Below are 13,170 nucleotides of genomic sequence, written 5' to 3' on the forward strand. Positions count from 1 at the left end.
AAGCTTGGATGAAGCTAGGGACAGAGTAGCGGAGCTACACGTTTTTGGAGAAAACGGCTTCGGAAGCATGTGCTTGAGAACCTACGTGAGCAACGGAAGGCCCGGCTGAATTCAAGATTCGATGTCGAAATTGCTTCTCGAGTTACCTCGTGATCAAAAGTTGACTTTTTGAATTACCTCTAAAAGGAGATATGAACTTTATGATTCGTAAATTAACCTTTTTGTGTGTTGCCCTGGTCTGTACAACCGTGTTATCGGCTAGTGCATTTGCTGCCACAGATGAGTTGAAGCATACCAACTCTTTGAAGTGGCCGCAAAATCAAGCGCTTCCAACTTTCAATAAAGTAGAACGTTTGGATGTGGCGAATGTATATGAGGAATCTGGCGATATCAAATTGCTTTTGACGACGCTTGAAGGGGTAATCAATCGAGAAAAGCCGCGAATCTACATTCAACAGAATAAAGTAGACCCTTGGCTGCAGGACTTGAACGTCCCTTATAAGCAGCATGACATCGTAATGGATGTTCTCAAGAAATATGCAAAAGAGATCAAAGGCATTATCGTATATGATCCGCAGCTGCCGGACTCCATTAATGTGGCAACGACACTTGCCGGACTCAAAAATGCTGTTGTTGCCAGTCCTGAACTGGCTCAACAATTGACTTCTGCACCGTATCACCTGTCGGTAATCGAAGACTTGCAGGACAAGTTCAAGAATCGTATGGATGCATACAACTGGCAGTATGAGCATCTCTGGAGCCAGACGACTCAACGAATGTTGGTCGGATTGAGTCCAGACACCTCCATCCCGATTCCGTCCGGAAATTTTGATTCATTCCAAACGGTTGGAGTCGAGAAGGAACAGATTCGTGATGCAAGCAACAGGAAGACCTATGACTATGACTTGTCATCCTATTTGGGAAAAGAAGCGGTCTACCTCCGCTTTAATGATGCCTTTCCTCAGGATGGCTGGGGGCCTGCCGTTCATCAAGTGACGGTGAAAGCAGATGGACAGATTCTTGCGGATTTCAAAACGGGTTCTTCTGAGGAAGAAGCATTTCTCTATGACCGACATAACTCCAAATTTTTGCCTGGTAGCGATCACCGCTTCGCAGATAACGGAAACTACTTTGTATACGAATTTAAGCCTGCAGCGGACACAAAGCAACTAACCGTGACGATCGAGATGTGGAACCAATACAAGGTATCTGCGAGCAATGTTCAACCACTCTCGTCAGAAGAAAAGGAACCTTATGGCTATCTCCGCGATTATGCTGTAGCGAACAAAGCCATGGTGTTCTGGTTGTCTACCAGTGTGCCAGAAGAAAAGGCGCTATTTGAGAAGATTCTGTCTGATGTAAAACCAGGGACACCTTATCTGGGTTGGTTCGACAATGATTTTGAAGGCGAAGTTGCTGGCATAGAACTCACATCTCGTCATGGTGTCTATGTTGTTCCTTCCGACTGGTTCCATAACATGACCGTATTTTCAGGAACAAACGTAAAACAACAGCCTGCTCCCAAACCGGTAAAATCCAAGCTGGAGAACAAAATCTATGTAACCTATACCTTTGGGGAAGGTGACAACCTGCAATACGATCAGAATCATATGCGCAACCTGTGGGCTGATCCCGCTCGGGGTAAAGTGCCCATCAACTGGACTTCCAGTCCGTTACTCTACGATGCAGCGCCTGCCATTCTAAACTATTACCGTTCAACGGCGACACCAAATGATCAGCTAGTTGCAGGCCCATCCGGAGTGGGTTACTTCAATCCAAATGTCTGGCCAACAGACACATTCCCGGAGTATCTGAAACAAACCTTCTCTTATCTGAAGAAAACAAACATGTCGTACCCTTTTGTGCTCAATCGTGAACTTGGAAAAGACGTTCCGCTGAGTGATTCGATTGCAGCTGCGTATGAGAAGAACTATAAACTTCCAGGCCTGTTCCTCGCAGGCGAGGACAAAGCCAATGTTCAAATCATGAATGGCAGCCTACCGGTTTCCATTCTGCGAGGCATCTCAACGGTGCAGGATGGTAAAGATATTTTGAATCGTACCAAGACCGAATGGGATGGCAAATCTCCAACGTTTATTTCGGTTGGGATTAATGCATGGAGCATGACCCCATCGGATGTGCTGGCGATTACGGAATCTCTTGGAGCCGAGTTCCAGGTAGTTAATGCGGACGAATATTTCTCGCTGATCCGAAAAGCGTACGGCTTTTCCAAGTAAGATGTCAAAGTGAGCTTAAGGACCTTTGGGTCGTCTACAAAGCAATCGGAAGCTGGCGATTTATAGATATTCAAATATCATTCGGCCAATAAAAGACCTGCTGGATCCTTGCGGATCCGGCGGGTTTTTGGCTTGTTAATACGTTTATTATGGTAGAAACAAGAAATTATACAATTGAAACTACATAAAGAGCAGTCGGCCGCTAGGTGGTGGTCGGAATAGACTGTTACCTTAGGGTGGGCGGTCTATTTCTTTTCATGTAAGCAAGAAGCACCAAAATTAAAATACCGAAAAGGAATAGTAATGAAAGTGTGTCTTTGCCTCAATGCTTGGGTTTATGGTTATTTCGTGATTGGACTTGCTTTTTTACCCATAATGTAAATTCCAATCCAGCCTAGCAATAAGAAAATCTGAGCCAGAGCGACCAGCCACAACACTTCCGTATAACCGCCTATAATGCAAAATATAGTATTGACTAGGGGGAACCCTACGAAAGTAAACATGATAGGAAAATCTTTTTTGGGCGTGATTGAATAATTAACCTTCCGGTCCCAAAACTTTATAAAAGCTAATGCTAAAATTCCGATTGTAATTACAGAAAGTGTAATCAACATCACCCATTGCATATTAGAGGTTCTTTCGAAGAACGGCCCCATATAATTAAGGAAGTTAGATAAAGGTGAGAACATACAGGCTAATGACAGAATGGCCGCCAGAAACGGATAGATATAACCAATTGATTTACTGTAGCCTTTCTTTTTATGCCACCATTCTCCAATTAGAATAAAGACGGTCCAATATCCCGCTATATAAATCCATCCTGTAAAATTCATCACAGGTTCCCCATAGATTTGAGGCTCACCGGCTAGCGGATAATAAGTCCATCTTGCCATGAGTCCATCTGTAGTCTGAAATATCTGTTTGACAGCCACCGGGTCCAGTGAAAAGTCAAAAACCATAGCGCTCAATCCCGTAATAAATGGTTTAGTCCAGGATGGTATATTTACAGACTTTAGAACACGCAAAGTTGAATAAATGATCAGAAACTCAATAATAGGGACAGTAATCGGTATATTAAATAACATTAAAATACTCCGCCCATAGGCGTAAAAACCTTCCCCAAGCGATGAAGCAGTAATTTCAAAAACGGCTGCGTAAAAAAACACAAAACCTATAAACTGCAGTAGAACCGTTTTGGGATGTGTTTCCTTATCAAGGATATAGAAAACCATTAGAACAGCAGCAATTAAGACTATAATATCTTGAATTATCCATACAGGTACTACAGTTATATCACCCATATTTTACCTCCATTTAAGTTTAAAAATAGAATTGAACGTTCAAATAAATTATAATTTCACTGTGTTACTTAAACAACAGGCTGTTCGATTGAGATATGTTAGTTATCATACAAACTACCTTAGATTTGTTCATTATTTTAAATTGGGAGGATATTATGGCAGACAAAAAAACAGATCACAGAGTGAGATATACAAAAATGGTTATCAAAGAAAGCCTGTTGAAGCTTTTGACAGAACGGTCTATCAATAAAGTTACAGTGACCGACATTTGCAGAGAAGCAGGGATTAATCGCAACACCTTTTATACACACTACGCTAATCAGTTTGAGCTTCTTTCAACGATGGAAAATGATCTTTACGAAGACATTAAGCAAGTTGGGATGAGTTCTTCAAATCCTCAAACGCTATCTTATGAATTATGTAAGTATATAAAAGCGAATAAAACGATATGTGAGGTTCTGTTCTCAGAGCATGGCGATAAAGAATTATTAGAACGAATCCTTTATATCAGTCACGATTTAACTATTGAACGATGGAAGACGGAATTAAAATATTTTGATCCACAATTATTTGAGTCCTGGTATACGTTCACCGCTCATGGCAGTATAGCTATTATTAAAAAGTGGGTGAGTAGTGGTCTGAAGGAAAGCCCTAGTAAAATTGCAGCTTTTATTGATAAAGCTACGGAATCCGTATCTAAAGCTTTTTATTCTGAAGAATTGTAGGATTTCCCCGCTTCTCACCAAAAAGCCCGGCAGCTTTTACGCAGTATGAGTGTTGAAACTCACGCCGGCAAGGTGTGGGGTATTGTATTCGTAGGTCATATCAAAGGAATTATCCCTATCGACGAAACTGAGTTTGGAAACGGGGCACGATTGAGAGATGCTGTCGGTACGTCAATCTATTACAAAGTTCTTCAACTTGACCGTAACTCAGCAATTTTTGGTGCATCAAGCAAACAATCTATTGACCATCTTCAAGGACTGACTTGGGATCAGCTTCGAGAGAATATGGTCATTGAAGCTAAATATAGTTCATGGGACCATTGGTTTCATCCTGAATTGCATTGGTGTTCGAAGTGTATGGAGGGGGGAACATTCTTGACTGCATCAGTTTAAACTTCTGGATGAATGCGCATTTCATGATCTAAATTGAATAATACTTGCCCTAACTGTAGATCAACAATACCTTTCTTGTTGTCGAATAGACAGTTAGAACATGCATTTCAGTGCAAGTGTGGATATGCCTGGAGCTTAGAAAATTGAATGAAACGATTGAATTCCCTGAAATTTGTCCCTATGCATATGCTTTTGTTTTTTGGAAAAAACCTCTGTTAAAGGAGAAGCATTTCTATGGCTTTAATTCGTTAAGAACAAGCTCATTTAGCACCACTTCTAATCAGGGAGCTTCTGGAGTATTTCTCTGATCAGGTCGTTAAATATCAAATGAAAGTCAGTAGAAGTATTGATATGGGGGGCTTTCCTGGATTCTTGAAAAACTGATCTTGCAGTTTTGTGAGAATTTCTTCTGTGTATGGATGAAGACCGCAGGGAAGAAAAGCAAAGAAATTAGCGTACCTTCTTGGAAGGAAATTGAGAATATGAGGGATCACTCGTTTCCAGTTGTTGCTTTCAAAAATAATTTTGATGAGAGAAGCTCATCGAGCAGCATTGAATATTATCATTTACAAAACAGAGAACCGTTGTTGACTAACAAATGCAATTGTCCGAATCAACATGAAACCGCTAAATAAGATATTCAATCAATGATATCGTATATACCACAAAAAGTTTCCATGCTGAACATAGTAATCCATGTGATGATTATAAGATTCTCCAAAATGCGCAGGCCAACCAAGTGTCGAGGGACAAGTCTGGTGCTCATAAATACACCCCAGGGCATGGCCGAATTCATGCATGACGGTTCTTTCGAACTCCGATTCCTCGGTATCCTGGTCAAACCAGCCGAAATTCATGGTTGACCCCCATATTGGACAGCAGCGTATCCGTCCCTACGGCCGAGTAGGCTTTCCCTTTGTCGCGAAAGGTAATCTATATTATGAACCAAGGATCACCCGGTACCCGGATTAATTTTTGGGAAATCGGCAAATGCGCTGCAGTGGCTTAACACGTTAACAAAAAAAGCTGCTCAAGTCTTAGGTTTATCTGGCGAGCCTAATATGTACACCAGCCTGCATGGTAATATCGGTAATGACTCTGGGAAAGCATCAAGACTCTCAACATTTAAATCTTATATTAATACCTACGAAAGATATGTAGTTGATGGCGTGGAATATAATAATAAAATGGAAGCACTAAGCTGGGGCGGAACAATTGCATCTATGGTATTATTTTACCTCACATATTCCGGCCCTGCTGGATGGGTAACCATGGTTTTAAACTCTTCTAATGCATTAACTATACTAATTGGAATTACCTCATCAGCTTATGGAACCGCTTCTAGACTTACAATAACTAAAATACAGCTCAATACCAACAATATGCTATTGATCAGGTTTATGTTCAACGATGCTAATTACGGTATAAACTACAAACCGGGCTTCTAATTTTAAAAAAAGGGGGTGAGATCATTTTTCAAAGAATAGGATACGCTGTCCCCCTATTAATTATTATTATAGCAGACATCGGGTTACTCATATTTATCCTTAGAAATGGTAATGGATTATCCGAAAGCGGAATCTTTGGTATGATACTGTTCGTGTTTTGTTTATTGACTGTGCTTATTATAATCTCAATATACCGTTACTATACTTGGATTAGAGACAAAAAATTATAATAAATGTAGTAAAGACCGCCTTGGAGAATGATATGCTCCCATCATAGTAGACAGTAGAAAAAACAAAACTTCTACCTCTACCTTGATGGGAGTTTTTGTAATGTCAAAAAGAAGCCCAATTTCATATGAAATAAAGATTCAGGTTGTAAGGCGTTGCCTGCGACATGAATCCAATCCCAACCAGGAGGCAAAACAACTGGGGGTCCATAAAAACACGGTTACCGATTGGATAAGAAAATATCAAGCAGATGAAGTGGAAGGATTAAACGAATCCAAAAGTTGGAAAGTTTATTCCAAGGAGCTACGACTGGCAGCGATTCAGGATGTACTCTCCGGGAACTACTCCGTTCGAGCTGTAACCAAAAAGTATCATATATCGAGTAAAAGTGTGTTGGTGAGATGGATTTCCAAGTATACTGAGGGAAAACCAACTCGGAAAAGGATCGGATCCTCACACATGAACAAAGGACGGAAAACCACTTACGAAGAACGCATTGAAATTGTACAATATACCCTCGCTCATGATTTGAATTATCAGAAGGCAATCGAAAAATACAAGGTCTCTTACCAGCAGGTATACGCTTGGGTCCGTAAATTTAAAACCCATGGTCAGGAAGCTCTTCAAGATCATCGTGGTCGTAAAAAACCGCTAAAGGAGCTAGATGAGCAGGAACAATTAAAGCTTCGGATTAAGGAACTCGAAGCACGTAATGAGTATCTTGAAATGGAGAATGCATTTGCAAAAAAGTTGGCAGAGATCCGGCGAAGAAAACCGCGCTAACCTTCGTTCGGCATGTGGACATCTATCGAGCGATTAAGGAAATGCATGAAGAAAAAGGATATGCGGTCACAAGACTCTGTGAGCTCGCAGGGATTGCCCGATCGGCCTACTACAAGTGGCTGAAATGGACGCCATCTACCAGAGAACTCGAAAATCTTGCACTGGCTGAAGAAGTCAAACGTCGCTACGACAAACGAAGCGGGATACTTGGTTATCGCCAAATGCGTATTCAGTTGAATCGTAAGCTTAAAAAAAGCTACAACCGTAAACGGTATTATCGCATCATGCGTGCACTTGAATTAAGAGCAGTGATTCGCAAAAAACGGCCAAATTACGTGAAAGCTCCAGCCCTTCATATCGCTGAAAATGTCATGAACCGAAAATTCCAAGCGGAGGCACCCAACCAAAAGTGGTGCACGGATGTAACAGAGTTAAAGTACGGAAATGGCCGCAAGGCCTATCTGAGTGCCATTATTGACGGATATGACAACGCTGTTGTTTCATGGGTGCTCAGCCGTTCCAATAACAATGAGCTTGTCATGAATACGGTAAAGAAAGCTTACCGAAGAAACCCGGGCGCTGAGCCGCTTTTACACAGTGATAGAGGCTTTCAATATACCTCGCTCGAGTACAAGCGACTTCAAGTGAAATACAAGTTTAGGACAAGTATGTCTCGTGTAAGCCGGTGTTTGGACAACCAGCCTATTGAACGATTCTGGGGTACCTTTAAAGCAGAACGATTTTACTTGGAGAAATATGACACGTACGACGATCTCCTGCGAAGTGTACAAACCTATATGCGCTATTACAATAATTATCGATACACCGAACGACTAAATGGTTTATCCCCTAACGAATATCGACGAGCAGCTTAACGAAGAAAAAATAAATCCCCTCAGCTTGGATAACCGAGGGGATTGCACACGGATGATTTTGTTTTTTTGTCTGTCTACTTGACAGGGTGCACTTCAGAATACCAGGCGGTCTTTACTACTTAACTTCACTCAAACAACAAACCCAACGGACATTGGCGAACGCAGTATGCCTTTCTTAGTCAAGTTCCGGTTTTGACCTTCGTCCGAATCTGCGGCTTAAGCTGATGTAAAGAGAGAGTATTATCTAAGAAAATAAGAGCATATGAATACATTACATTAATAGATATCAATTACGCCAACAGGAAACGATAGCTCAAATATACAAAGAAAGCAGTTGATCCCTATGATCGGCTGCTTTTTAGTCAACTACTTGAATGTGATGGAGGGGTAATTTATAAGAATAAAAAATACTTTCATCTGATAAATACCTCTAGCTATGCGTATTTTATAATTGTTCTCCCTAAATGGTTTCCGTGTTTTATAGCTTCAATCGTTTGAGATAGTTCTTCAAGTGTAATTTCTCTCACGAGAGTACTTTGACAGATATTCCATTCATTTGCTAATTTACCCCATATATATCCGCGGTTTTCAATAGGTACATTTACAGAATCAATGCCCAAGAGGCTGATTCCTCTAAGTATAAACGGCAGTACGGTCGAGGTTAGTTTTATGCCGCCTGCATTCCCACACATACTCATACTACCACCATAAAAAATTTGGGGAATTAATATGGAAGCAATATCTCCACCTACAGTATCTAAAACAAAATCAAACTTTTGCTTATTTAGTGGCTTAATTTGCTCACCTAATGTTTCTGCGTAAACGACATCTGTAGCACCTAAAGATCTTGCCACCTCTAATTGATGTTCTTTTCTAATTAAGGCAGAAATATTTTTGTAACCGATTTTAGATAAAATTTGTAAAGCAATACTACCTACTCCACCAGTTGCACCGGTGACTAGGATTTTAGGATTTTTATTTATGTCCATACCGTTTTTCTCTAAAGCCATTATAGAAAGAGCAGCCGTAAACCCTGCGGTTCCAAAAATCATAGCCTCTTTGGGGGAGAAGTTCTCTGGCATAGGAACAATCCAAGCTGCAGGGACCCTTGCATATTCCGCAAATCCTCCTGTATGACTCATACCAACAGCAAACCCTGTAACAATGACTTCCTGTCCCACATGGTAACGACTATCTGCTGTGTGAACAATCGTTCCACTCAAATCAATTCCTGGAATCATAGGGTAATCTCTTATAACACCACCATTTTTTTGGACAGCCAACATATCCTTAAAGTTTATTGAAGAGTAAGATACCTTAATTAAAATCTCCCCATAGGAGAGACTATCCAAATTAACAATTTCCAAACTGTAACTTACTTGACCGTTATCTTCATTTACGACGATTGCCTTGAAGTTATCCATAAAATCCCCCTTAGTTCTGTAATAGAATATTTCTGTAACAGAAATGTTTTATAACAAAATCTAACATGGTATAATAGGTATTGTCAAGATGGGGGAGAGTGGGACAGAGACTATGGAACTAAATGATTGCATGAACTTTCTATTAAGTGTTAGTCAGAACAAAGTTTTTAAATATTTCAGCAAGCTTTTAGAAGAATATGGAATAACACCGTCTCAATATGGCGTGTTAAATGTTTTATGGAGAGAAGGGCAATTAACCCCAAAACAAATTGGAGAAATGTTATTTTTAGAAGCTTCAACTGTCTCGGGGGTATTGGATAAAATGCACAAGGCAGAATTAATCGAACGTTCTGCAGATCCAAAAAATCGTAGAAATGTCTTCGTGATAGCCACTCAAAAATCTTTAGAAATCAGAAATGGTGTTGAAGCAGCAACTATTAAGTTGAATCAAAAGGTGCTTCTAAACATGACTGATAATGATAAATTAGCACTAAAAAATGCATTAAATACAATAATAATGACTGAATTTTAATATTGCTGTTCAACGAGTTGTATCAATTATTAAAGGGGGGGATTTCTTAAAAGCTTTTAAAACTAGTACATATGTACAAAATACGAGTTTTGTGAAACAGTACTAATGATTTAAAAGCTGCACAGTGATTTTTACCCCTGCACAGCCAGTTCATTCTTCGAGTTAATCCCAAACTACTTCTGTTCCTGCTATAAAATCGTGAATCGCACGTCGATCCTCACGCAAACCAACCATAAAAGCACTCACAATAACTCCGATACCCAAAGTTATTATATACACAAGTCCAGCCACGACAACTCGCATCAGCATCGTACCAATTTTTGGCGGTTCGTGTGTATCGTATTGGCGGATTCGAATTCCACATATACGTTTGCCTATGGTTCGACCATACCAGTAAACTGGTAATAAAATTGAGTATATTGCACTAAGTAGTTTGGCAATCGGCTCATCCGTATCAAAGTTACCCGTAAGCACACCTGCAATAATCACTAACGGAATTGAAATAATAAGACTATCCAACACATTTGCTCCTAATCTAATCCAAAAACCTGCTTTATACAAAATGCTTTCCTCCAAACTACAATTTTAAACTAAACGGCTAATTTACTTCATGAACTCCCTTCATTAAAATATCTAACTTTATGTACACAACTCAAATAGTATAACAGAAAATTTTACCTTTTTACGATAAAACTCCTATTTCATTTACTTGCATCTTTTGTGAATTTTATAACAAACTATCGAATTAACTTGACTGCTGTTCATATTCACTACTTACTCTTACATAATCCTTTCTAATATTGTATTTAGCTTCTGAGTCTTCATGAAAACACCATAATAATTATGTAAACTAAGAAAGCTACTCAACATTTGTTAAGTAGCCTTCTGTTTGTTCTGCATCTGCCCTCTTCGCCAAATCTTATTCTCCACAAGGCCATAGACTAAACCGGCGATGGCAAATATCCATATCGATGTCATTCGGTTCAGATGGTATCCATTCACGAAATATGGATTGTACATGAGATCAAAAACCCACAGCCCGCCCCATCCAAACCCAATCATATAGATGAAAGTTCTCATCATAGGAAAGCATACATATTTCCGCAGCAGCCATGAGATCGGGATAAGAATAACAATATAAAAAGCGACTAAATAGTGACCGAATCCCAGGATAAGCGACAAAATATATATCAAGCCCCCTAGATTACGTAAGCCGTAATACTCTGTCGTTGTAATATGGTACCCTTCAATCCTCTCAAGAACGATGAGTGCTGTAAAGAAGATCCCGATAAATATCAGTCCTAATACCATGTAACGTTGAACCGCGTTCACCAACATCAGATCACCCCAATGTCTAAACGCAGCCAGAACCGTTCAAGTTACATGATTTCGAACAAATTACACAATTACACATAGGCGTTATTAGGTTCTGTTAAATGTTAAAAGTTAATCCATCGTAAATTGCTCTAATCCAACGACTACTTCTGACCTTCCAGAATCATCGTACCCAGGCGGTCCATAAGCTCCATTCTCCCCATCGCTGTGTACGAATAATTGTAATTATCGACATTAGAGATTTCAGGCCCCATTCACCGTATAACATCTCAGCTGCACCTTTATCGGAATAGATGACCAGGTTGTTTGGATATGTCTCAATTACGGCAAAGGATTCACCATGTACAGCCGCCTCCAGCTTTTGTTTCCACTCTGCCGATTTCGCATCATACTTGGCCAGATATTCATCTTTCTTGCTTTCTTCTCCAAACGTATCTGCCAAGAATGTCAGGTGATCTCTCCAATCATAGTAAGAGTAAGGCAATGCAATTGTAGGTCCCATGATGCCTTCCAACCCAATGGAAGCTGACTTCAATTCATCAAAAGAACGACGCAGCCGTTCAAAACGTTGGCCCCCCATATTGTGAGCCTTAATCTCACGAATACCGCTCAGGTATTCCTGCAGCCGGCTGGCGGCTTCGTTTTTGGCTCGAACATGGTTCTCACTCAGTCGTGCCTGAATTGAATCCGTAAGCCATAACAGAGCCACACCTAAGGGAACCGCAATTCATAGCTACGGCCATTCTCCAATCCACCAACAGAAGCCCGCCAAAAGCAAGCACAGGAAGCACAATTGCACTGATTAGCTGCGACAGATTGTGAGAGATCGTATGCTCAACCTGACCATAATCACTCAAGATCAGATTCTTCAGATCCCCAGGATCATGTTTTCCGAAAAATCTTAACGACAGATGACGAATATGTTCGGCCAACTACAACCTTCCTGAGGCCGCGAGGCTGTATGGTGCCCGATAGGTCTTGTCATAGAGCGAGACATAAGCCGCATACTCCACCAGAAGCCACACAAACAAGATTATAAGCCCTATTGGACATATGACCTCGTCGCTTAACTTGAGAATGAATGGTGAAGTATTTACATTCTCGCCAAGCAAAAGAAGTGTTGTTGGAGAAAGTTTTCGTTTTTTATTGTATAGACAAATATGACTTCTTTGATCTGTCACTCCCGTAATATTTTCCATTTAGTATGGATAAATATGTGAAGGAGTTACTTACATCATTAAACTGTCGCCTATTGAATCCAACTGCTAGTATGTTATATTATAGTTTAAAATGCTATAACATACAAAAAGGAGTGATGCAATGCAATCGCCAGTATTAACCATTGGAGAACGGTTAAAAGAAATACGAGCAACTAGAAATCTTACACTTGAAGATGTTTCTAAACTTACTGATGTAAGTAAGCCTATGCTTGGACAAATTGAAAGAGGACAGTCTTCACCAACGATTACAACTCTTTGGAAAATCGCAGTCGGCTTAAAAGTCCCTTTATCTTTATTATTGGAAGAGCTAGAAGATGAGTGCAGTGTGGTTGATACACGGTCCAAAGACGCTATCATTGAAAATGATGGAAAAATGAGAGCATTTCCTGTTTTTCCTTTTGACCCTACCCGTAACGTAGAAATATTTTATATCGAATTTGATCCTGGATGTCACCATCCATCTGAAAGGCACCTTGATGGTGTGGAAGAATATGTTTTTGTGGTACAAGGTATGTTAGAAATGGTAGTCAACAAAAAGAAAATTGTTTTAAAAGAAAATCAGGCACTCCGCTTTCGTGCTAATGTTTTTCATTCCTATAATAATCTCTATCAAGAACCATGTATCATTTACAACATGATTTTTTACCCAAGAACATAGGCAAGTTTCAT

General features: G+C 40.1%; 14 protein-coding genes and 1 pseudogene. 8 read left to right on the forward strand and 7 right to left on the reverse strand.

The window, feature by feature from the left end; all coding sequences use genetic code 11:
* Positions 1–200: 200 nt before the first annotated feature.
* Positions 201–2,237: a GxGYxYP domain-containing protein gene (locus F0220_RS16765; protein ID WP_105598961.1), complete on the forward strand. Its 2,037-nt coding sequence runs from the start codon at positions 201–203 to the stop codon at positions 2,235–2,237.
* A gap of 226 nt (positions 2,238–2,463) precedes the next feature.
* Here F0220_RS16765 and F0220_RS33420 read toward each other — a convergent pair.
* Together F0220_RS33420 and F0220_RS16770 are read right to left on the reverse strand one after the other, a co-directional pair.
* Positions 2,464–2,553, reverse strand: a pseudogene (locus F0220_RS33420) (putative holin-like toxin); the annotation flags it as partial.
* A gap of 25 nt (positions 2,554–2,578) precedes the next feature.
* Complete coding sequence (locus F0220_RS16770) at positions 2,579–3,538, reverse strand: carotenoid biosynthesis protein (protein ID WP_105598962.1); 960 nt, start codon at positions 3,536–3,538, stop codon at positions 2,579–2,581.
* 155 nt (positions 3,539–3,693) lie between these two features.
* On the opposite strand from F0220_RS16770, the gene F0220_RS16775 reads away from it, so the two are divergent.
* The 5 genes from F0220_RS16775 to F0220_RS16800 all read left to right on the forward strand — a co-directional run bounded on the left by F0220_RS16775 (position 3,694) and on the right by F0220_RS16800 (position 7,990).
* Positions 3,694–4,263 (forward strand): TetR/AcrR family transcriptional regulator, encoded by a 570-nt coding sequence (locus F0220_RS16775; protein WP_197997660.1) that lies wholly within the window; start codon positions 3,694–3,696, stop codon positions 4,261–4,263.
* A gap of 45 nt (positions 4,264–4,308) precedes the next feature.
* Complete coding sequence (locus F0220_RS16780; RefSeq protein ID WP_105598963.1) at positions 4,309–4,656, forward strand: hypothetical protein; 348 nt, start codon at positions 4,309–4,311, stop codon at positions 4,654–4,656.
* 1,061 nt (positions 4,657–5,717) lie between these two features.
* Positions 5,718–6,104 carry a hypothetical protein gene (locus F0220_RS16790; RefSeq protein ID WP_105598964.1) on the forward strand — a complete coding sequence of 129 codons (387 nt, stop codon included), beginning with the start codon at positions 5,718–5,720 and terminating at the stop codon, positions 6,102–6,104.
* A 330-nt stretch (positions 6,105–6,434) separates the two neighbouring features.
* Positions 6,435–7,115 carry a helix-turn-helix domain-containing protein gene (locus F0220_RS16795; protein ID WP_188310484.1) on the forward strand — a complete coding sequence of 227 codons (681 nt, stop codon included), beginning with the start codon at positions 6,435–6,437 and terminating at the stop codon, positions 7,113–7,115.
* A gap of 14 nt (positions 7,116–7,129) precedes the next feature.
* Positions 7,130–7,990: an IS3 family transposase gene (locus tag F0220_RS16800; protein ID WP_188310485.1), complete on the forward strand. Its 861-nt coding sequence runs from the start codon at positions 7,130–7,132 to the stop codon at positions 7,988–7,990.
* Positions 7,991–8,424: 434 nt separating this feature from the next.
* Here F0220_RS16800 and F0220_RS16805 read toward each other — a convergent pair whose 3' ends face one another.
* A complete protein-coding gene (locus F0220_RS16805) occupies positions 8,425–9,414 on the reverse strand; it encodes a YhdH/YhfP family quinone oxidoreductase (protein ID WP_091020040.1) in 990 nt (329 codons plus the stop codon).
* Positions 9,415–9,526: 112 nt separating this feature from the next.
* Between F0220_RS16805 and F0220_RS16810 the strand changes: the two genes are divergently transcribed.
* On the forward strand, positions 9,527–9,946 hold the full coding sequence (locus tag F0220_RS16810; protein ID WP_105598965.1) for a MarR family winged helix-turn-helix transcriptional regulator: 420 nt from the start codon (positions 9,527–9,529) through the stop codon (positions 9,944–9,946).
* Between the two features lie 162 nt (positions 9,947–10,108).
* Here the strand turns inward: F0220_RS16810 and F0220_RS16815 are convergent, their stop codons facing one another.
* The 4 genes from F0220_RS16815 to F0220_RS32970 form a co-directional block, all read right to left on the reverse strand.
* A complete protein-coding gene (locus F0220_RS16815; protein ID WP_149846706.1) occupies positions 10,109–10,507 on the reverse strand; it encodes an RDD family protein in 399 nt (132 codons plus the stop codon).
* Between the two features lie 312 nt (positions 10,508–10,819).
* Positions 10,820–11,029 (reverse strand): hypothetical protein, encoded by a 210-nt coding sequence (locus tag F0220_RS32960; protein ID WP_146117078.1) that lies wholly within the window; start codon positions 11,027–11,029, stop codon positions 10,820–10,822.
* A gap of 415 nt (positions 11,030–11,444) precedes the next feature.
* On the reverse strand, positions 11,445–11,990 hold the full coding sequence (locus tag F0220_RS32965) for a TroA family protein (protein ID WP_223199715.1): 546 nt from the start codon (positions 11,988–11,990) through the stop codon (positions 11,445–11,447).
* Positions 11,944–12,213 carry an ABC transporter transmembrane domain-containing protein gene (locus F0220_RS32970; RefSeq protein ID WP_223199716.1) on the reverse strand — a complete coding sequence of 90 codons (270 nt, stop codon included), beginning with the start codon at positions 12,211–12,213 and terminating at the stop codon, positions 11,944–11,946. Before F0220_RS32970 ends, F0220_RS32965 begins: the two co-directional genes overlap by 47 nt.
* Before the next feature lie 388 nt (positions 12,214–12,601).
* Between F0220_RS32970 and F0220_RS16830 the strand changes: the two genes are divergently transcribed.
* Entirely contained in the window at positions 12,602–13,159 is a 558-nt protein-coding gene (locus tag F0220_RS16830; protein ID WP_091019408.1) for a helix-turn-helix domain-containing protein, read from the forward strand.
* Positions 13,160–13,170: the final 11 nt, after the last annotated feature.

Origin of the sequence: Paenibacillus sp. 37, from assembly GCF_008386395.1 — a bacterium.
GTDB lineage: Bacteria > Bacillota > Bacilli > Paenibacillales > Paenibacillaceae > Paenibacillus > Paenibacillus amylolyticus_B.